Genomic DNA, 19,980 nt, shown 5'->3' on the forward strand with positions numbered 1-19,980 from the left:
TCCGTTATCAGCGAACGTAGTGGACAGCTGTCCGGTTCGCAAGGACGAGTTCCGGACACAAGCCGGCGAGGAGGACGAGTGCGGCAGAAGAAGGAAACGCCCCTGCGTTCGGACGCGCAGCGCAACCGCGAACGCATCCTGGAAGTGGCCCTGGCCGAGCTCTCCCGGTCCGCCTGCACCCCGCTGAGCGCGATCGCCAAGAAGGCGGGCGTCGGGCAGGGCACGTTCTACCGTAACTTCCCCGACCGCGAGGCTCTCGTACTCGAGATCTACCGCCACGAGATGCGGCAGGTCGCCGAGGCCGCGCCCCTGTTGCTCGAGACCAGGGAACCCGACCGCGCGCTGCGCGCGTGGATGGACCACCTCGCCCGGCTCGCGATGACCAAGGCGGGCATGGCGGAGGCGATCCGTCAGGTCATGTCCACCTCGCCGGGGAACGTGGCGAAACCGGGCCACACCGCGGTGACGGAGGCGGCCGGCCTTCTGCTCCGCGCCTGCGAGGAGGCGGGCACGATCCGTCCCGGAGTGACGGGGGACGACTTCTTGCTGGCCATCGCCGGCCTGTGGCAGCTCGCCCCCTACGAGGACTGGCAGCCGCGGGCGACCCGCCTGCTGGACCTCGTCATGGACGGACTGCGAGCCGGCGCCCCCGGCAACTGAGCCGGAGCCCCCGGCCCCTCGTCCCTGATGCCGTGGAACAGCGTCGCGGCGGACGCCCACCAGCCCTGTCCAGCCGATCTGATCTCGGCCCGATCTGACCGGTCCGATGTCGGCCCCGAAGGCGACGGCGGTGCGGCAGCCTATGCGATCTCGACGAGCAGGTCGCCGCCCTCCACCTGCTGGATCTTGTTGATCGCCAGCCGGGACACGCGGCCGGCCTTCGGGGCGGTGATCGCGGCCTCCATCTTCATCGCCTCGATGGTGGCGACCGTGGCCCCCGCGTCCACCTCGTCGCCCTCGGCGACCGTGAGGGTCACCACCCCCGCGAAGGGCGCGGCGACATGGCCGGAGTCGGCGCGGTCGGCCTTCTCGGTGACGGGGAGGTCGGAGGAGGCCGCGGCGTCACGCACCTGGATCGGACGCAGCTGACCGTTCAGGGTGGACATCACGGTCCGCAGCCCGCGTTCGTCGGCCTCGCCGACGGCTTCCAGCGCGATGAGAAGCCGGACGCCGGGTTCGAGGTCGACGGCGTACTCCTTCCCGGGCCGCAGGCCGTAGAAGAAGTCCTTGCTGTCCAGCAGGCTGGTGTCGCCGTAGCTCTCGCGGTGGGTCTCGTACTCGCGCGTCGGGCCAGGGAACAGCAGCCGGTTGAGGGTGGCGCGACAGTCCTTCTCCAGGCCGGTGCGGTCCTCGGCGGTCAGTTCCTGTACGGGTTTGGCCTCGGCCCGACCCTTGAGCGCCTTGCTGCGGAACGGCTCCGGCCAGCCGCCGGGCGGGGTGCCCAGTTCGCCGCGCAGGAAGCCGATGACGGAGTCCGGGATGTCGTACTTGTCGGGCGTTGCCTCGAACTCCTCGGGTGACACGCCGGCGCCGACGAGGTGCAGGGCGAGGTCGCCGACCACCTTGGAGGACGGGGTGACCTTCACCAGGTGGCCGAGAATGCGGTCGGCGGCGGCGTACATGGCCTCGATGTCCTCGAAGCGGTCGCCGAGGCCCAGGGCGACGGCCTGGGTGCGCAGGTTGGAGAGCTGGCCGCCGGGGATCTCGTGGTCGTAGACGCGTCCGGTCGGCGAGGCGAGGCCCGCCTCGAACGGGGCGTAGATCCGGCGGACGCTCTCCCAGTACGGCTCCAGGTCGCCGACGGCCTTCAGGTCGAGGCCGGTGGGCCGTTCGGAGTGGTCGGTCGCGGCCACGATCGCCGACAGCGACGGCTGGGAGGTGGTGCCCGCCATGGAGGCCACCGCCCCGTCCACGGCGTCCGCGCCGGCCTGGATCGCCGCGAGGTAGGTGGCGAGCTGGCCGCCCGCCGTGTCGTGGGTGTGCAGGTGCACCGGCAGGTCGAACTCCCGGCGCAGGGCGGAGACGAGCTTCGCGGCGGCCGGGGCGCGGAGCAGGCCGGCCATGTCCTTGACGGCGATGACGTGGGCGCCCGCGTCCACGATCTGCTCGGCCAGGCGGAGGTAGTAGTCGAGGGTGTAGAGCCGCTCGTTCGGGTCGGACAGGTCGGAGGTGTAGCAGAGGGCGACCTCGGCGATCGCCGTGCCGGTGGCGCGTACGGCGTCGATGGCGGGGCGCATCTGGCCGACGTCGTTGAGTGCGTCGAAGATCCGGAAGATGTCGATGCCGGTGTCCGCGGCCTCCTGCACGAAGGCGTCGGTCACCTCGGTGGGATACGGGGTGTAGCCCACGGTGTTGCGGCCGCGCAGCAGCATCTGCAGGCAGAGGTTGGGGACGGCCTCGCGCAGGGCGGCCAGCCGCTCCCACGGGTCCTCGGCGAGGAAGCGGAGGGCGACGTCGTAGGTGGCGCCGCCCCAGCACTCCAGGGACAGCAGCTCGGGCAGGGTGCGCGCCACCACCGGGGCGACGGCGAGCATGTCCTTGGTGCGGACGCGGGTGGCGAGGAGCGACTGGTGCGCGTCCCGGAAGGTGGTGTCGGTGACGCCGATGGTCGGGGACTCGCGCAGCCGGCGGGCGAAACCCTCGGGGCCGAGTTCGGTGAGCATCTGCTTCGAACCGGCGGCGGGCTCGATGCCGGCGATCGGCGGGAGTTTGCTGCTCGGGTCGATCAGTTCGGGTCGCTCGCCGTGCGGCTTGTTCACCGTCACGTCGGCCAGATAGGTGAGCAGCTTGGTGCCGCGGTCGGCGGAGTGGCGGGAGGTCAGCAGGTGCGGACGCTGCTCGATGAACGACGTGGTGACCCGGCCCGCCTGGAAGTCCGGGTCGTCGAGGACGGCCTGTAGGAACGGGATGTTGGTGGACACGCCCCGGATGCGGAACTCGGCCAGCGCACGCCGGGCGCGGTTGACCGCGGTGGTGAAGTCCCGGCCGCGACAGGTGAGTTTGACCAGCATCGAGTCGAAGTGGGCGCTGATCTCCGTACCGGCGTGGGTGGTTCCGCCGTCGAGCCGGATGCCCGAGCCGCCGGGCGAGCGGTAGGCGCTGATCTTGCCGGTGTCCGGGCGGAAGCCGTTGGCGGGGTCCTCGGTGGTGATCCGGCACTGGAGGGCGGCGCCGCGCAGGGTGACCGTCTCCTGGGACAGCCCGAGGTCGGCCAGGGTCTCGCCGGCGGCGATGCGCAGCTGCGCCTGGACGAGGTCGACGTCGGTGACCTCCTCGGTGACCGTGTGCTCGACCTGGATGCGCGGGTTCATCTCGATGAAGACGTGGTTGCCCTCGCGGTCGAGCAGGAACTCGACGGTGCCCGCGTTGCGGTAGCCGATCTCCCGGGCGAAGCGCACGGCGTCGGCGCACATCCGCTCGCGCAGCTCCGGGTCGAGGTGGGGCGCGGGCGCCAACTCGATCACCTTCTGGTGCCGGCGCTGCACCGAACAGTCCCGTTCGAAGAGGTGGATGACGTTGCCGTCGCCGTCGGCGAGGATCTGCACCTCGATGTGGCGGGGTTCGACGACGGCCTTCTCCAGGAAGACGGTGGCGTCGCCGAACGCGGACGCCGCCTCGCGGGCCGCCGCCTCGATGGACTCCCGCAGCCGCGTGGGCTCCTCGACCCGGCGCATCCCGCGTCCGCCACCGCCGGCCACCGCCTTGACGAAGAGGGGGAAGCCGATGTCGTCGGCGGCGCGGACCAGTTCATCCACGTCGCCGGAGGGCGCCGAGGAGCCCAGGACCGGGACGCCGGCCGCGCGGGCCGCGGCCACCGCGCGGGCCTTGTTGCCCGTCAGCTCCAGGATCTGCGTGCTCGGTCCGACGAAGGTGATGCCCGCCTCCTCGCAGGCGCGCGCGAGGTCGGGGTTCTCGGACAGGAAGCCGTACCCCGGGTAGACGGCGTCGGCGCCGGCCTGGCGGGCGGCGCGGATGATCTCCTCGACGGACAGGTAGGCCCGTACGGGATGCCCGGGTTCACCGATCTCGTAGGCCTCGTCGGCCTTCAGCCGGTGCAGTGAGTTGCGGTCCTCGTACGGGAAGACAGCGACGGTCCGCGCGCCCACCTCGTAGCCGGCGCGGAACGCGCGAATCGCGATCTCACCACGGTTGGCGACCAGTACCTTGCGGAGCATTCCCGTTCCCTTCGGCCTGCCGGTGAAGTACCTCATGGTCCCGGCTCTACCCCGACCATGCCATGAGACCCGGGTCACGTCGAAGGTGTCGCGGGGGATCAGACCGGACCGGCCCCCACCCCGCCCTTCAGTCGCTCCAGATCCGAGGAGCGGACCTGGATGGCCAGGAGAGCGATCAGCGCGGCGACCACGGCGAAGATCGCGGCCACGACGAAGGCGGCCGAGACCCCGGCCGTGAGGACTTCGTCGGACCAGGGACGCGGGAGCTGACCGGTGTGTTCGAAGCGCAGACGTTCGGCCGGGGTCGCCTGGGACAGGAAGCCCGGCACCTGCTTCTGCGCCTCGTTGGTGCTGGCCGTGCCGAACGTGGTGACCAGGATGGACAGCCCGAGCGAGCCGCCGACCTGCTGGGTGGCGTTGAGCAGTCCGGAGGCCGCGCCGGTCTCCCGGACCGGGACGTTGGACAAGGCCATCAGGGTGAGCGAGACGAACTCCATGCCCATGCCCAGGCTGAACACGAGGATCGGGCCGAGGACGCTGCCCGCGTAGGTGGAGTGGACGCCGGTCAGGGTCAGCCAGGCCAGCCCGGACGCGGCCAGGATCCCGCCCACCACCATGAAGGGTTTGGGTCCGTACGTCGGCAGGAATCGCGAGGCCAGCCCGGCGCCGATCGCGATGACCACGGTGACCGGCAGGAAGGCGAACCCGGTGGCCAGCGGGCTGAAGTTCAGCACGTCCTGCACGAAGAGGGTGAGGAAGAAGAACATGCCGAAGATCGCGGCTGAGAGGCAGAGCATGATGCCGTAGGTTCCGGCGCGGTTTCGGTCGGCGAACATGTGCAGCGGTGTGATCGGCTGTTTCGAACGCCTCTCGACCAGGATGAACAAGGCGAGGAAGACGACGGCCGCACCGAACGAGCCCAGCGTGAGCGCGTCCCGCCAGCCCTCCTGCGCGGCCCTGATGAACCCGTACACCAGCAGGACCATGCCGATGGTGGAGGTCAGCGCGCCGGTGATGTCGAAGTGGCCCGGGTGGCGTTCGGACTCCCTGATCCAACGGGGCGTGGCGAGGACGATGAGCAGCCCGATGGGGACGTTGACGAAGAGCACCCACCGCCAGTTCAACCACTCCACGAGCATCCCCCCGGCGAGCAGCCCGATCGCGCCGCCGGCCGCCGAGACCCCGGCGAAGACCCCGAAGGCCCGGTTGCGTTCGGGGCCTTCGCGGAAGGTCGTACTGACCAGGGACAGCGCGGTCGGGGACGCGATGGCGCCGCCGACGCCCTGGACGGCGCGTGCGGCGAGGAGTTGGCCCTCGTTCTGGGCGAGCCCGCCGAGCAGGGAGGCGAGCACGAACAGCAGCACACCGAAGATGAACACGCGCCGTCTGCCGAGGATGTCGCCGGTCCGGCCGCCGAGCAGCAGCAGACCGCCGAAGGTGAGGGTGTAGGCGTTGACCACCCAGGCCAGGCTGGTGGTGGAGAAGCCCAGGGAGCGCTGGATGTCCGGCAGCGCGATGTTCACGATGGTGATGTCCAGGACCACCATCAACTGGCACGAGGCGATGACCAGTAGGGCCATCACGTTTCCGCCACCGCCGTTTTCCCGGGTGGTGGCCTGCCCTGCGGAGGTCGGTTGCGGGCTGCTGCTCATGGGGTGCCGTCTCTCGGGGGCTCACGCCCCCGCGACGAAGGGGTGAACGGTGGCGTCCACCGTTCGACCGTACGCCGGTGCTCGGGCCGTCACCACTCGGCCGTCGGGCCCGGAACGGGTCACTCCCAGACGACGACGTTGCGCCGCACCGGCACCGTGGAGGCGTCGGCGGCGAACAGTTCGGGCGAGTGCGCGCGGATGCGTTCGATGTCCTGGAAGACGGCCCGCAGATGGGTGCGCATGGCGGTACGGGCGAGCGGGACGTTCCCGCCGACGACCGCGTCGAGGATCTCGTGGTGCTGGGCGGCGAACACGGCCGGGGACACGTTCTCGTGCAGGCCGAGCCGCCGGGCCCGGTCCAGGTGGCCCTTGGCCGCGGCGACGGTGGTCCAGACGTCGCCGTGACCGCTCAGCCGCATCAGGCCGTGGTGGAACGCCTCGTCCAGGGCGAAGAACTCCTCCAGGCCGAGGTCCGCGTGCCGCTGGCGCTTCAGGTTGTGCCGCAGTTCCTCGACGAGTGGGGCGTCGAGGTCCTCGGGCAGGTCGTCGAGTGAGGCGAGTTCCACCGCCTCCCGCAGGAACTGCGCGTCGGCGACCTGCGCCGGGTCCACCCGGGAGACGAACGACCCGATCTTCGGGAAGACCTGCACCAGCCCCTCCTGGGCCAGCAGGATCAGGCTCTCCCGCACCGGAGTGCGGCTGACACCCAGGGACGCGGCGAGTTCGTTCTCCGACAGCGCGGCGCCCGGGGCGAGTTCGAGGGCCAGGACCATCTGGCGCAACTTCACGTAGATGTCGCGCCGGCTCGTCCGCCGCCCGTTGGTATGAGCCATGTGCCCATCGTACGTAGAGCGGCGACACAAGTATTGCCCTTCTGCGCGACAGATGCTTGTATACAAGTACTTCGCGACCAAGGAGTCGATCCGAGGCCGATCCAGTCCGATCCAGGAGTCCGGTCCAGGAGGACAATCCAGTCTGATCCAGGAGTCCGATCCAGGAGCCCGACCTAGGAGCCCGCAGTGAGCAAGATCGAGCGTGTGGAGGTGTTCGTCGCCTCCCCTGGCCGCACCTTCGTCACCTTGCGCATCACCACCACCGACGGCGTGACCGGACTCGGTGACGCCACCCTCAACGGCCGTGAACTGGCCGTCGCCAGCTATCTGCGCGACCACGTGGCCCCGCTGCTGGTCGGGAGGGACCCCGCCCGCATCGAGGACATCTGGCAGTACCTCTACAAGGGGGCGTACTGGCGGCGGGGACCGGTGACCATGACCGCCATAGCCGCCGTCGACACCGCCCTGTGGGACATCAAGGGCAAGACGGCCGGTCTGCCCGTCTACCAGCTCCTCGGCGGCCGCTCCCGGGACGGCGTCCTGGTCTACTCGCACGCCAGCGGCACCGACGTGCCCTCCCTGCTGGACGACGTCGAGCGTTATCTGGAGCTGGGCTACAAGGCCGTACGGGCGCAGGCCGCCGTGCCCGACGTCGGCGGGACGTACGGAGTGCGCAAGGGCAAGGTCTACGAGCCCGCCGCGACCGAACTGCCCGAGGAGCAGCCCTGGGACACCGAGGCCTACCTCGGTTTCGCGCCCGCCTACCTGGAAGCCGTACGGGAACGCTTCGGCTTCGGTTTCCATCTGCTGCACGACGTGCACCACCGGCTGAGCCCGATCGAGGCGGCCCGGTTCGGCAAGAGCGTCGAGGGCTGCCGGCTGTTCTGGATGGAGGACCCGACACCGGCCGAGAACCAGGAGGCGTTCCGGCTGATCCGGCAGCACACCACGACACCGATCGCGGTCGGCGAGGTGATGAACTCGATCTGGGACGTCCAGCACCTCATCACCGAACAGCTCGTCGACTACGTCCGCACCACCGTCGTCCACGCCGGCGGCATCACCCACCTGCGGCGGATCTTCGACCTCGCCGCGCTCTACCACGTGCGCACCGGCTCGCACGGGGCGACCGACCTCTCCCCCGTCAGCATGGCCGCCGCCGTCCATCTCGACCTCGCCGTGCCGAACTTCGGCATCCAGGAGTACATGGGCCACCCCGACGAGACCGCCGAGGTCTTCCGTTCCGGGGTCACCTTCGCCGACGGCATGCTGCACCCCTCCGAGGATCCGGGCCTGGGCGTCGAGTACGACGAGAAGGCGGCCGAACGGTTCCCCTACCAGCGGCGCTATCTGCCCGTCGCGCGCCGCCTCGACGGGTCGGTGCACGACTGGTGAGCGCCCTGTTGAACCGCGCGGCGGCCTTGCGGCTCCCGCCCGCGCTGCGGCCCGCGGTCGATCCCGCCGAACTGCGCACCCGTGTCGTCCACTTCGGGCTCGGCGCCTTCCACCGGGCGCACCAGGCGGTGTACACCGAGCAGGCCGCCGCCCTCTCCGGCGAACCCTGGGGCATCACCGCGGTCGCGCCCCGGTCGACCGAGACCGTACGAGCCCTGAGGGACCAGGACTGTCTGTACTCGCTCACCGAACGCCGTCCGGACGCACACCTGACGCGGGTCGTGGGCTCGGTCGTCGACGCGCTGGCCATGGGCCCCGGCGCCCAGGCCGTCGACGCCCTGCTCGCCGACCCCGGGGTGACGGTGGTGACGCTCACCGTGACCGAGAAGGGCTACCACCGCTCTCCCGCGACCGGCGGGCTGGACCGTGCGGCCCCGCCGGTCGCCGCCGACCTCGCGGCGGACCCCTCCGGGCCGCTCGGCACGGTGGTCGGGCGCCTCGCCGCCGGGCTGGCGGCGCGGATGCGGGCCGGCGCACCTCCGATCGCTGTCGTGTCCTGCGACAACATGGCGGACAACGGGGGCGCGCTGCGCAGGGTGGTCCACGACTTCGTACGGGCGTCCGGCTGGCCGGACCGTGCGTGGGTGCTGGACCGGATGGCCTCGTCCGTCACCTTCCCCTCGACGGTCGTGGACCGGATCGTGCCCGCGACCGGCGAGGCCGACCGGACGACGGCACAGGCCGCTCTCGGCGTACGCGACGCCCTGTGCGTGACGGCCGAACCGTACCGGCAGTGGGTGCTGGAGGACACCTTCGCCGCTCCCCGGCCGCCCTGGGAGCGGGACGGCGCCCTGTTCGTCCCGGACGTGACGCCGTACCAGCTGACCAAGCTGCGGCTGCTGAACGGCTCCCACTCGGCACTGGCCTGCCTCGGCACGGCCGCGGGACTCACCACGATCGCCGAGACGATGGCGGCCGACTGGGGCGAACGCCTGGTTCGGGCCCTGTGCGCGGAGGTCGCCCCGACGCTCCCCGCGGGCCGGCCCGACCCGGTCGCCTACGCCGACGACCTCGTCGTACGGTTCCGCAATCCCGCCATGCGGCACCTGCTGCGGCAGATCGGTACCGACGCATCACTGAAGATCACGGAACGCTGGCTGCCCGCCCTGCGTACGCTGCGGGAGCGTGGTGCGGGTACGCCGGTGCTGGAACTCGCCCTCGCCGCCTGGGTGGTGAGCACCGACCGGGCCGCCGACGTCCTCGCCGACCCCGCGGCGGAGGCGCTCGCCGGCTGCTGGAGCGCCGCGACCGGGCCGTTGCAGGCAGTACGCGCGCTGTTGCGCGTCCTCGGTGCGGCGGACCTCGCGGCGGACGACGCCCTCGTGGCCGCAGTCGCCGGCCGGCTTCCGGCGCTGCGCGCCGGACGCGTCGAGATCTGATCCCTCCCCGCTGGTGAGCCACCCTGCGCCGGGGCCTCCCCGCTCTCGATCCGCCCCTGCGTCTGACCCCACCTCCCGCTCCTGATCCACCCCTACGTGTGAGTCACCTCCCTCGCAAGAGCCGCACTTCACTCCCCGAACAACGGAGTTCACGATGAAGGACAGCGTCACAGCCGCTCAGCAGACGCCACCCGCACAACGCAGCACGCGCGATCTGGCCCGGGCCGCCGTCTCCGGCTGGCTGGGCACGGCCATGGAGTTCATGGACTTCCAGCTGTACTCGCTGGCCGCCGCCATCGTCTTCGACAAGATCTTCTTCCCGGACGTCAGCCCGGCCATCGGTCTGATCGCCGCGATGGCCACCTACGGAGTCGGATACGTCGCCCGGCTCGCCGGCGCCGTCTACTTCGGGCGGATGGGCGACCGGATCGGCCGGAAGAAGGTCCTGTACCTCACCATCCTGCTGATGGGCGCCTCCACCACCCTCATCGGCGCCCTGCCCACGTACGCCACCATCGGCATCCTCGCGCCGGTCCTGCTCGTCGTTCTGCGGCTGGTCCAGGGCTTCGGCGCCGGCGCCGAGATCGCGGGCGCGACCGTACTCCTCGCCGAGTACGCCCCCGTCAAGCGGCGCGGCCTGATCTCCTCGCTGGTGTCACTCGGCACCAACTCCGGGACACTCGCCGCCTCCGGTCTCTGGGCGATCCTGCTCGCGGTGCTCAGCGAGGAGCAACTGCTGGCCTGGGGCTGGCGGTTGCCGTTCCTGCTGAGCTTCGCGCTGATGCTGTTCGCGGTCTGGCTGCGGCGCGGCCTCAAGGAGAGCCCGGTCTTCGAGGAGCGCCCCGATGTCGTCGGCGGGACGGCGCTGACCAAGGACGAGGTCGAGTCCGCGATCGTCACGTCCGACGAGCGGGAGGGCGGCGTCCTGGCCGCCGGTATCCGGCAGCGCAAGGGCAAGGCGTTCTTCCTCGCGCTGGGGCTGCGCTTCGGCCAGGCGGGCAACTCCGGGCTGGTCCAGACGTTCCTCGTCGGCTACCTCGCCACCAACCTGGCGGTCGGCCGGTCCGTCCCGACGGACGCGATCCTGTACGGCTCGCTGGTGGGCTTCGCCACCGTGCCCGTGGTCGGTCTGCTCGGTGACCGCTTCGGCCGCCGCGTCGTCTACCTCGTGCTCACGGCGCTGACCGCGGCCATCGCCTTCCCGGTGATGCTCCTCATCACCTCCGGCTCGACCCCCGGCGTGATGCTCGGCATGGTTCTCGGCCTGAACGTCGGTGTCCTCGGACTGTTCTCGCTGGAGAGCGTCACGATGGCCGAACTCTTCGGCGCCCGCGCCCGGTTCACCCAACTCGCCCTCGCCAAGGAGATCGGCGGCATCCTCGCCACCGCCATCGGGCCGGTCCTCGCGGCCACCCTCACGGCCGTCACCGGGAGTTGGTGGCCCATCGCGGCGATGCTCGTCGTCTACTCCCTCATCACCTTCGTCAGCGCGCTGCTCGCGCCCGAGACACGCGGCCGGGATCTCGTCCGGCTGGAGGACGCCGTATGAACACACGCACACAGCGAGGCGCCGCGCGACCCGCCACCGGCCCGATGCGGGCGCTCGTCGTGCACGGCCCCGGCGATCTGCGCATCGACGAACGGGACCGGCCGGTGCCCGGCACCGGCGAGGTGCTGCTCGCCATGGAGTGGGGCGGGATCTGCGGGTCCGACATCGCGTACTGGAAGAAGGGGGCGTCCGGGACGGCCTCGCTCGCCCACCCGCTCGTGCTCGGGCACGAGGTCGCGGGCCGGATCGCCGCGCTCGGTGACGGGGTCACCGGGCTGCGGGAAGGACAGTCGGTCACCGTCCATCCGGCCCGGGTCGTCGGCGACGGCGTCCTTCCCGAGCGCATCGCCGGCCGGACCAACCTCCACCCGCACGTCCGCTACTTCGGCTCGGCGGCCTTCGAGCCGCACACCGACGGCGGGTTCAGCGAGTACCGGACGGTCCCCGCAGCCCAGATCCGCCCCCTGCCGGACGGCGTCGACACCGAACAGGGCGCGCTGGCCGAGCCGTTGGCCGTCGCCCTGCACGCCGTCGGCCGGGTCCCCGAGCTGCGCGGCCGTACGGTCCTGGTCAACGGCTGCGGGCCGATCGGCTCGCTGGTCGTCGCCGCCGCCCGGTACCGGGGGGCGGGCCGGGTGATCGCCGCCGACCTGGCGGCCTCGTCCTTGGACGTCGCCCGTGCCATGGGCGCCGACGAGATCCGCGACCTCTCCGCCGGCGACGGACTGCCCGCGGACACGGACGTGGTTTTCGAGGCGTCGGGTGCCCCGGCCGCGCTCGGGCCGGTGCTCAGGGCCACGGCCCGGGGCGGCACCCTCGTCCAGGTCGGCAACCTGCCCGGTACGGCCGCGGCGGCTGTGCTCGGTGACCTGGTGACCCGGGAGATCACCTGGATCGGCTCGTACCGCTTCGTCGACGAGATCGACGACGCGCTGCGCGCCCTCGCCGACGGCCTGGACGTGACCCCGCTGATCACCCACCGCTTCCCGCTCGAACGGGCCGAGGAGGCGCTCGCCGTCGCCGCGGATGTGCGCAGCGGAAGCAGCAAGGTCATGCTGCGGCTGACAGGCGGGGCGTGACGCCCGGCGGACTGGGGGTGATGCCCGGCGGGCGGGGTCAGCGGGCGCCGAACCCACCACCCCCGGGCATCACGAGCTCCCCGAGCTCCCCCGTCGGCCTCCCCTCACCCACGCGCCCCCGAACTGTCCGCCAGGAGAATCCCGTTGGATGACGTGCAGCCTGTCCAGCCCTTCCCGACCCCTGCCCGCGATGCCCGACCCCAAGGCCAGGAGCAGCCGGCCGATGTCGTGTGTGTGGGCGAGACGATGGCTGTGCTCGCGCCCCCGGACTCCCGCCCCCTCGCCGAGCAGTCCGCGCTCAGCCTGGGCATCGGCGGCGCCGAGTCCAATGTCGCCTGCGGGCTCGCCGGACTCGGGCACCGCGCGGCGTGGGTGAGCCGTCTCGGCGACGATCCGTTCGGCCGCCGGATCCTCGCCGAGCTCGGCGCGCGCGGCGTGGACGTGAGCGCCGTGGAGACCGACCCTCAGCGGCCGACCGGGGTCTATTTCAAGGACCCGGGCCCGGGCCACACCCGTACGCACTACTACCGTCGTGGCTCCGCGGCGACCGGCATGGGCCCGGAGCTGGCCCGGTGGCCGGCGCTCCGCCGGGCCCGGATCGTCCACCTGTCGGGCGTCGCCGCGGCCCTCTCCGACAGCTGTGCCCGGCTGCTGGACGCGCTGCTGTCACAACGGGACGGCGGTCGCCGCGGTCCGGTCGTCTCCTTCGACGTCAACCACCGCCCGGCGCTCTGGCGTGCCGCCGGTACGGACGCCGCGCAGGCCTTGCTGCCGCTCGCCCGCGCCGCCGACATCGTGTTCGTCGGCCGGGACGAGGCCGAGGCGTTGTGGGGCACCGCCCACCCGGACGACATCGCGGACCTGCTCGCCCCCGCACCTTGCGTGGTCGTCAAGGACGCCGAGCACGGGGCGACCTCGTATACCGAGGGCGTGCGGACCTTCGTGCCGTCGCTGCCCACCAAGGTCGTCGAACCAGTCGGCGCGGGCGACGCCTTCGCCGCCGGTTACCTGGCCGGAGTCCTGGAGCACCGCGACGAGCGCGCCCGCCTCCGCCTCGGCCACCTCACGGCCACCGCCGCGCTGCGCACCCGGGACGACGTGCCCGTCCTGCCTCCGCGCTCGGAGACGGACGCCTTCCTCACCCTGGACGACGACGCGTGGACCGCGACGGCACCCTGAGGGTGAGAGGGGGACAGGGACGCGGCACCTCCTTGACGTACGCCGCTCCACCGCGAACGTCACGCGGATCGGGCCATGAGGGCAGCACCGCGCCCCTGCTGTCCGCGCCGGAGCCGCGTGGCGGCTCGGGGCCGGAGCCGCGTGGTGCGGCTCCGGCCCCGGGCACAGCCCCTGCGCTCAGGTGACGGAGAAGCCCTCGAAACCGGCGATCCCCCGGGTGTCGGTCCAGCCGTTGGCCGCCGTCATGAAGACGCCGATGTCCTGGGTGCCGGCGACGCCGCCCGGTGTGGCGGTGCCGACCTTGGTCCAGGTGACGCCGTCACGGCTGCACTCGCCGGTGTACGTGTCGCCGGAGCGCGTCAGCCGCAGATGCACCGGAGCGGACAGCGAACCGGTCAGTTCGATGGCGTCGAACTGACCGTTGCCGTCGGAGTCCCAGGACAGCGCGCAGCCGTTGGAGGGAGTCACCGCCAGATTGACGTAACCGGCCGAGCCGTTCTCGGAGAGGTCGTTACGGACCATCAGCCCGGCCCGGGCCCAGCCGCCGGTGGTGTCCTGTGAGGTGACCTGGACCGTGGCGGTCGAGGAGGCCGTGAAGGCGGCGGGCCGGTAGACCGTGCCGAACTCGTTGGTCCCGCCCCACAGGTCCGCGCCCGCGCCCTCGATGGCGATCGCGTCGCCGGACCGGCCGAAGACCGCGTCGTTGAAGGAGGCGCTCCGGTAGGGGTCGCCCACCCCGGTGCCCGCCATCAGCCGGACCGACGCCGAGGCCGAGCCGCGCGTGCCGCCGGATTGGTAGGACGCGCGCACCGGCACCCGGGAGATCAGTGCTCCGGTGGCCTTCGCGAGGGCGACTGTGAAGGTCGCCGAGAAGGTGTCACCCGGGGCGAGGGACGCCGCGGTGGTCGGGCCGGCCGGCTCGGCGGTCATCCCCTCCGGTGCGTCGACGGACAGCTTCACCTCCGTGGCCGGGGCGAAGCCGTTGCGGTTGGTGAACGACACGGTGACCGTGACCGGGCGGCCCTCCGCCACCGCGCCCGTGGGGGCGGACGCGGTCAGCGTGACCTGGTGCGGGTCGGAGGCCAGGGTGTCGTGGATCTGCCGTGCCACCTTCTGGACGTCACCCGTGGTCTTCGTCGGGTAACTGTCGTGCCGGTGCGCCCAGTCGTCTTCCAGCGCGAACCAGTCGACCGTCTTCGGCTGGCGGTCCTCCTTCAAGGCGCTGGACAGTTCCCGGAAGTACAAGGTCCAGCGGGTCAGATAGAGGCCGCCGACCAGCCCGGACCACTCCCGGTTGGCGTAGTCGTGCAGCCCCTCCTCGCTGCTGGCCCGGGAGGCCCAGGTGGTGATGATCGACCGTGCGTCGTACTCCAGCTGGTCCTTCTCGGCCTTCGTGCCGCCCCAGGAGCGGGCGTCGGCCAGCCACCTGCCGAGCAGGTGCTGCCCGCTGGTGGCCAGCACCTTGTCCATGAGCTTCATCCAGTCCACCCAGATGCCGGTGAGCTCGTCGAAGCGGGCGCGGTCGGCCGTGTCGTAGGCCGCCTTGATCTGCGGCAGCAGCATCCGGCTCCGGTTGGACAGCACCTGCCGGGCCACATCGGCCAGGTCGTAGCGGTACGCCGAGTTGTCGCGCAGCGCGGGCGCCACCTGGAGCAGTTCGGACAGTGCCAGGTCGAACGCGGTGGTGTCGTAGCGGTCCGCTTCCGGTCCCCAGGCCGCCGCCTTGTTCGCGCCCAGGCTCGGACGGGCCCCGAACAGTCCGTCGGGTGCCTCGCTCCAGCTGTCGGCGCGCGTCATGCCGTACGCCGTGTCGCCGATGATCTTCCAGGCCGCGAGCGCGTGCGGGTCCTCCGCGCCGTACCGGGACACCGCGTACGAGGCGAACCAGGTGTCGAGGTCGATGGTGCCGGGCGTCCAGGCCAGGTCGGTGAGCAGGGCCAGGGCGGCGTGGTTGTTGTCGGCACCCTCGGGCATCGCGGCGATGCCGGCCAGGGCGCTGTTGTCCTTGTCCCGCCACTTCGGGTACTGCTCCACCCAGTCGGGGGCGTTGGCTCCCATCGGCGTGTGGCCGCCGAAGTTCCAGATGCTGCCGAACGCGTACGGGGTGCCGCCCCAGTCGCTCTCGCGGTCGGTGACCGTGGTGTAGCGGTCCGACAGTCCGTCGACGACGAACATCCCGGACTTGTCGACGGCGTCGAGGATGTCCCTGCTGGGGTTGTTCTGCCAGCCGAGGATCGCCCAGACGGCGCCGGGGTGGGCCTTGCGCAGCGCCGCCTCCACGGCCTTCGCCGCCTGTCCCACGGGTACGTCACCCGGGTTGCCGCCTTCGTGCAGCAGGTCCATCTTGTACATGGTGCTGTCGCCGAAGCGTTCCGACTGGGCGTGGTAGAAGGCGGCGGCGACCTCCTGGAAGGCTGTTGTCCGCGGGTCGAGCCAGTCGGGTCGCTTGAAGGCGCCCCAGTCGCCCTGGGCGACGACCGCGGCGTCGCCGCCGTTCTTCGCCACGAACTCGTCGGGCACGGTGCCGAAGTAGCCCGGCAGCACGGGAGTCATGCCCAGTTCCCGCAGTCGGTCGGTGATCTTCGTGGCGAGGTCGGCACGCCTCTCGATCAGCCGCCGCGACACCGGACCGCCGAACCCCGACATGTTCTGCAACAGCCACCACGGCTGATGGGCCGGAGCCGGTATCCACGCCCTCAACTCCGCGTCGGAGTAGCCGAACTGACGGAAGGTGTCGTAGTAGACGGCGTCGGCACCGGTGTAGACGAGGACCTCGTTGATGCCGTGCAGGGCGAGGACGTCCAGTTCCCGTTCCCACGCGTCCCAGTCACGGTACGGGCCGGTGTAGCCGTCATTCGTGTCGTTGAGGGCGAAGCGGTGCGGCACGTTCGCCGATCCGGCGATCTCACCGGCGGGGGCGGGCAGCAGCCTGGGGAGGTCCAGTTGTTCGCCGTTCCAGGAGATGTCGGCCTTCGCCACCCGTGCGAGATAGGTGTTGAGGCCGGTGAGCAACACCGCTGGGCTGGTGCCCTCCACGGTGATCTCCCCGGCCCGACCGGTGACCCTGAACCGGTCGGCGCCGCCCGCGGCCAGCGCCCGCAGCGTGACCTGCCGGTGGTGATCTGGCAGCAACCGTCGCAGCGCGAGCGACGCGGGGGTCGTGTTGAACGGCTTCGTGGCCTCGCCCACGGTCCCTGGAGCGGCCTGGGCGCCCAGCGGCGGAGAAAGCAGCACCACACCGCCGAACGCGGCTGCTCCCGTCAGCAGACGTCTGCGGCTGAGGGGTTGATTGTCTGTCATGAAGGTCCTCACAGGTTTTCTCAGGACTTTGGGGATCTTCCGAACTCCGGACGGCCTGCCCGGCCGCACCCAGGCTCGGATCAGGCGACGGTCATCGCGAAGATGTGCAGTGCGGGGCTACTGCTGCCCAGCCCGTCGCCGACCTTGGGCAGCACGACGGAGTGCAGTTCCTTGTCCTCCAGATCGACGCCGAAGGTGAAGAGGCTGACGGGGCTGTTGTCCTGCCCCGAAGGGATGTTGCGGTACGGCAGCACCACTGCGGCGGAGGCGTACGCTCCGTACCAGTCGGGGACGTCGACGGTGAAGTCCTGCTCCGTGCCGTCCGCGTACACGACCTTCCCGGGGCCCTTGCCCGCGCCCCAGGTGCTGGTCCCGAGGAACGCGAGCCGCCCGCCGGTGCCGGACAGCCGCACGCTCTGCCCGAAGGACACCACGTTGTCCTTGGCCCCCGGCTCGGTGTCCGGCCAGGTGAAGGTGGTCCCGCCGTAGGTGACCGAGGCCCCCGGGGTCAATCCCACCGACGCGAGCGCCCCGGCGGACAGACTGGAGCGCGAGCCGTCGATGTCGGCGGTGGTGGTGGCGTCGTCGGCGGAGATCCCGGCGTTGTCGAAGGCACTGGCCGGCGACCCGTACGGGAGCTGCAGCAGCGAGGTCGCGCGAGTGCAGTCGGACCCGTCCTCGTGCACGTCGAAGAGCGCGTGCGCGATCAACGGGACCACGCCTTCGGCGGCGTCGGAGAGCCGGGTCTTCCAGGTACGGGTCACCGACGTGCCGGGCGCCACCTTGCCGAGGGAGGACGCCTGACCGGCTCCGCCGCCCACCGAGAGGTACAGCACCGTGCCCTGCAGCGCGATCCGCGTGGTGTTGGTGAGCTTGGCCGTCAGCGTCACCGCCCCGCCGGGTTCGGGGGCGGCCGGATCGAAGCTGAGCGAGACGGGCGGCGTGAGGAAGTCCTCCTCGGGGCGGTAGGGACTCATGCTTCCTCCACGGAGAAACGGTCGAAGACCGCCTGGACCCTTGTACCGGGGTAGTTGGTGTTGACCGCGCTGGCGATCACACCGGCGTCCATGGCCCCGCTCGCCGAGGGCACCGTCACGCTCGCGACCTCGGTCCAGGACAACAGGTTGGTGGTGCTGTACGCCGTGTAGGTCGTGCCGGAGCGGACCAGCCGCAGCCAGGACGGGTGGACCGAACCGCCGCCGCCGGCCCAGGTGTCGAGGTGGCCGTCGCCGTCACTGTCGGTCATGAACTCCAGGCCGTAGCGCAGTGACATGGTCAGCACGGCGTAGCCGCCCTTTTCGGGCGCGGTCAGGTCGTTGGCGACGGCGATGCCGTACTTCGCGGTGGGGTTGTCGGTGCCGGTGAGGCTGACCGCTTCGACCTGCACCACACTCGACTCGGTGGCGGAGCCGGGGAGATGGATGATCCCCTTCTCGTCGGTGCCGCCGGACAGGTCCCGGCCGCCCGCCCAGATCACCAACTGGCTGCCGTACTGGCCGAACTCGGTTGCGTCGGCGGTGGTGAACGTCCGGTACGGGTCCCGCACCTCATTGGGCTCGTAGGGCAGCGTGAACGTCTTCGAGGACCGCGCGCAGTCGGTGCTGTGCCCGTCGACGTCGAAGATCACGTGCGCGGTGAACCCCACGTTCCCGGCGACGCCGGCCGGCATCGCCGTCTCCCAGCGCCGGGTGACCTTCGCGCCGCTCCGCAGGTCGCCGAGCGGGATGGTCCTCGCCGCCGTGACGGCTCCGGGGCTGATCAGGTGGAGCACGGTGTTGCGGAGCGGGAAGGGACAGTCGTTGGTGAGGACCGCCGTGGCGGTCACCGTGTCACCACTGGCCGGCTCGGCCGGCTCCGTGGTGACGGTGAGCGTGGGCCCCAGGGTGTCGAACTCGGTTCCGTCACTGATTGCCACGGGGCTCACCGGTCCCAGTCGACGGTGAAGACGTTGGCGATACGGCTGGGAAGGGACGACGGGACAGAGATGTGGATCTTTCCGTCCCGGCGGGTCCACCGCAGACTGCCGCTGTGCCCGAGCAGTCGTATGCGGGAGGTGGCGCTGACGGGGATGTCGCCGGGCACCGACAGGGTGCCGCTGGGCGCACCCAGCACGATGATGTTGAACTTGCCCGGGGAGACGGTGTAGCGGATGCCGAGCGGGCTGCCCTCCTCCTCCGCCCGCACCCAGGGCGCCGAGCCGTAGATCGCGGGGCCGTTGACCTTCAGCCAGGCGCCGATGTCCCGCAGCCGCTCCTGCATGACGCCGGGGATCGTGCCGTCCGGCTTGGGGCCGATGTTCAGCAGCAGGTTGCCGTTCTTGCTGACCACGTCGGCGAGCAACTGGATCAGGAACTCCGAGGTCTTGTAGTCCTCGTCCGGCTCGTGCTTGTTGTACCCCCAGGAGTAGCCCATGGTCATGCAGCACTCCCACTTCTGCGGGTCCATCGTGGGGTTGGTGCGCTGCTCGTACGTGGCGAAGTCGAAGTGGGTGTCGAACCGGTCGTTGATCACCACACCCTTGGGGTGCCTGCGGTTCTTGGCCTGGTTGTAGTAGTGGGCCATGGGTTCTTCGCTGCGCCACGACGGTTCGCCGGTGGGCCGGAACCACTGTCCGTCTGCCCACAGCAGCTCCGGGTCGTAGCGGTCGATGATCTCGTACAGCTGCTTGAGCTCGTAGTCGCCGACGAAGTCCTGGACCGGCTTGTAGCCGGTCATCGGGATTTCCTTGTCGGTGTAGAAGTTGCGCATCGGCCGGCCGATCGCCGGGTTGAAGAACTCGCCGAGCGAGTAGTAGAGGCCGGGCCGCACAGTGCCGCGCTTGCGGGCAGCCGTCATCAACTCGCCCACGAGGTCACGCTTCGGGCCGTACGCCACGGAGTGACGGTCCGTCACCTTACTGGGATACAGGGCGAATCCGTCGTGATGCTTGCTGGTGAGTGCGAAGTACTCGGCGCCCGCCTGCTCGAAGAGCTTCACCCAGGAGTCGGGGTCGTACTTCTCGGCCTTGAACTGGGGGATGAGGTCGTCGTAGGTGACGTTCTCGCCGTAGGTGTCGCGGTGGTACTTCCACTCGGCGGTGTCCTTGGTGCTCTGATACCACAGGTACCACTCGGAGGCGCTCCTCGGTGTCGCGCCGCCGATCACCGAGTAGATGCCCCAGTGGACGAAGATGCCGAACTTGGCGTCCTTGTACCAGCGCGGCACGGGGTGGGTGTCAAGAGACGCCTTGGTGGCCTGGTAGTCGGGAAGGCCCGGGGCTCCGGACGAGGCCACCTGCGTGAGCGCCTGGGCGGTGCCGGGCGGGGCCAGCAGCACGGCGCCGCCGAGGGCGGCCGCGCTGGTCATGAAGTGTCTGCGGTCGACTGCCATGAAGGTGTGC

At 71.0% G+C, this 19,980-nt stretch carries 13 protein-coding genes; 6 read left to right on the top strand and 7 right to left on the bottom strand.

The genetic code is table 11. The annotated features are described in order from the left end of the window. The first annotated feature begins 78 nt into the window (after positions 1–78). Complete coding sequence (locus tag M2271_RS03870) at positions 79–660, top strand: TetR/AcrR family transcriptional regulator (protein WP_280885633.1); 582 nt, start codon at positions 79–81, stop codon at positions 658–660. A 140-nt stretch (positions 661–800) separates the two neighbouring features. Here M2271_RS03870 and M2271_RS03875 read toward each other — a convergent pair whose 3' ends face one another. From M2271_RS03875 to M2271_RS03885, 3 genes are all read right to left on the bottom strand, one after another. Continuing rightward, positions 801–4,175: a pyruvate carboxylase gene (locus M2271_RS03875; protein WP_280885634.1), complete on the bottom strand. Its 3,375-nt coding sequence runs from the start codon at positions 4,173–4,175 to the stop codon at positions 801–803. A 98-nt stretch (positions 4,176–4,273) separates the two neighbouring features. Then, a complete protein-coding gene (locus tag M2271_RS03880) occupies positions 4,274–5,755 on the bottom strand; it encodes an MFS transporter (protein WP_280885715.1) in 1,482 nt (493 codons plus the stop codon). Positions 5,756–5,946: 191 nt separating this feature from the next. Then, positions 5,947–6,660, bottom strand: a complete 714-nt coding sequence (locus M2271_RS03885) for a GntR family transcriptional regulator (RefSeq protein WP_280885635.1) — start codon at positions 6,658–6,660, stop codon at positions 5,947–5,949. Between the two features lie 186 nt (positions 6,661–6,846). Between M2271_RS03885 and manD the strand changes: the two genes are divergently transcribed. The 5 genes from manD (at position 6,847) to M2271_RS03910 (ending at position 13,301) form a co-directional block, all read left to right on the top strand. Then, a complete protein-coding gene (gene manD, locus M2271_RS03890) occupies positions 6,847–8,055 on the top strand; it encodes a D-mannonate dehydratase ManD (protein ID WP_280885636.1) in 1,209 nt (402 codons plus the stop codon). Beyond that, the gene (locus M2271_RS03895; RefSeq protein WP_280885637.1) at positions 8,052–9,494 is read left to right on the top strand and encodes a mannitol dehydrogenase family protein; all 1,443 of its coding nucleotides are present in this window, start codon (positions 8,052–8,054) and stop codon (positions 9,492–9,494) included. The genes manD and M2271_RS03895 overlap by 4 nt, the downstream gene beginning before the upstream one ends. A gap of 154 nt (positions 9,495–9,648) precedes the next feature. After that, the gene (locus tag M2271_RS03900) at positions 9,649–11,043 is read left to right on the top strand and encodes an MFS transporter (protein WP_280885638.1); all 1,395 of its coding nucleotides are present in this window, start codon (positions 9,649–9,651) and stop codon (positions 11,041–11,043) included. After that, positions 11,040–12,122, top strand: coding sequence for an L-idonate 5-dehydrogenase (locus tag M2271_RS03905; protein ID WP_280885639.1), 1,083 nt, complete (start codon positions 11,040–11,042; stop codon positions 12,120–12,122). The genes M2271_RS03900 and M2271_RS03905 overlap by 4 nt, the downstream gene beginning before the upstream one ends. Positions 12,123–12,275: 153 nt before the next feature. Continuing rightward, positions 12,276–13,301 carry a sugar kinase gene (locus M2271_RS03910; RefSeq protein WP_280885716.1) on the top strand — a complete coding sequence of 342 codons (1,026 nt, stop codon included), beginning with the start codon at positions 12,276–12,278 and terminating at the stop codon, positions 13,299–13,301. Positions 13,302–13,478: 177 nt separating this feature from the next. Here the strand turns inward: M2271_RS03910 and M2271_RS03915 are convergent, their stop codons facing one another. The 4 genes from M2271_RS03915 to M2271_RS03930 form a co-directional block, all read right to left on the bottom strand. Then, a complete protein-coding gene (locus M2271_RS03915; protein ID WP_280885640.1) occupies positions 13,479–16,601 on the bottom strand; it encodes an alpha-N-acetylglucosaminidase TIM-barrel domain-containing protein in 3,123 nt (1,040 codons plus the stop codon). An 80-nt stretch (positions 16,602–16,681) separates the two neighbouring features. Next, the gene (locus tag M2271_RS03920) at positions 16,682–17,578 is read right to left on the bottom strand and encodes a beta-glucosidase (RefSeq protein ID WP_280885641.1); all 897 of its coding nucleotides are present in this window, start codon (positions 17,576–17,578) and stop codon (positions 16,682–16,684) included. Further along, a complete protein-coding gene (locus tag M2271_RS03925; RefSeq protein ID WP_280885642.1) occupies positions 17,575–18,516 on the bottom strand; it encodes a hypothetical protein in 942 nt (313 codons plus the stop codon). The genes M2271_RS03920 and M2271_RS03925 overlap by 4 nt, the downstream gene beginning before the upstream one ends. A 5-nt stretch (positions 18,517–18,521) precedes the next feature. Then, complete coding sequence (locus tag M2271_RS03930; RefSeq protein ID WP_280885643.1) at positions 18,522–19,970, bottom strand: alpha-L-fucosidase; 1,449 nt, start codon at positions 19,968–19,970, stop codon at positions 18,522–18,524. Positions 19,971–19,980: the final 10 nt, after the last annotated feature.

This window comes from Streptomyces sp. LBL (assembly GCF_029893585.1).
Lineage (GTDB): Bacteria > Actinomycetota > Actinomycetes > Streptomycetales > Streptomycetaceae > Streptomyces.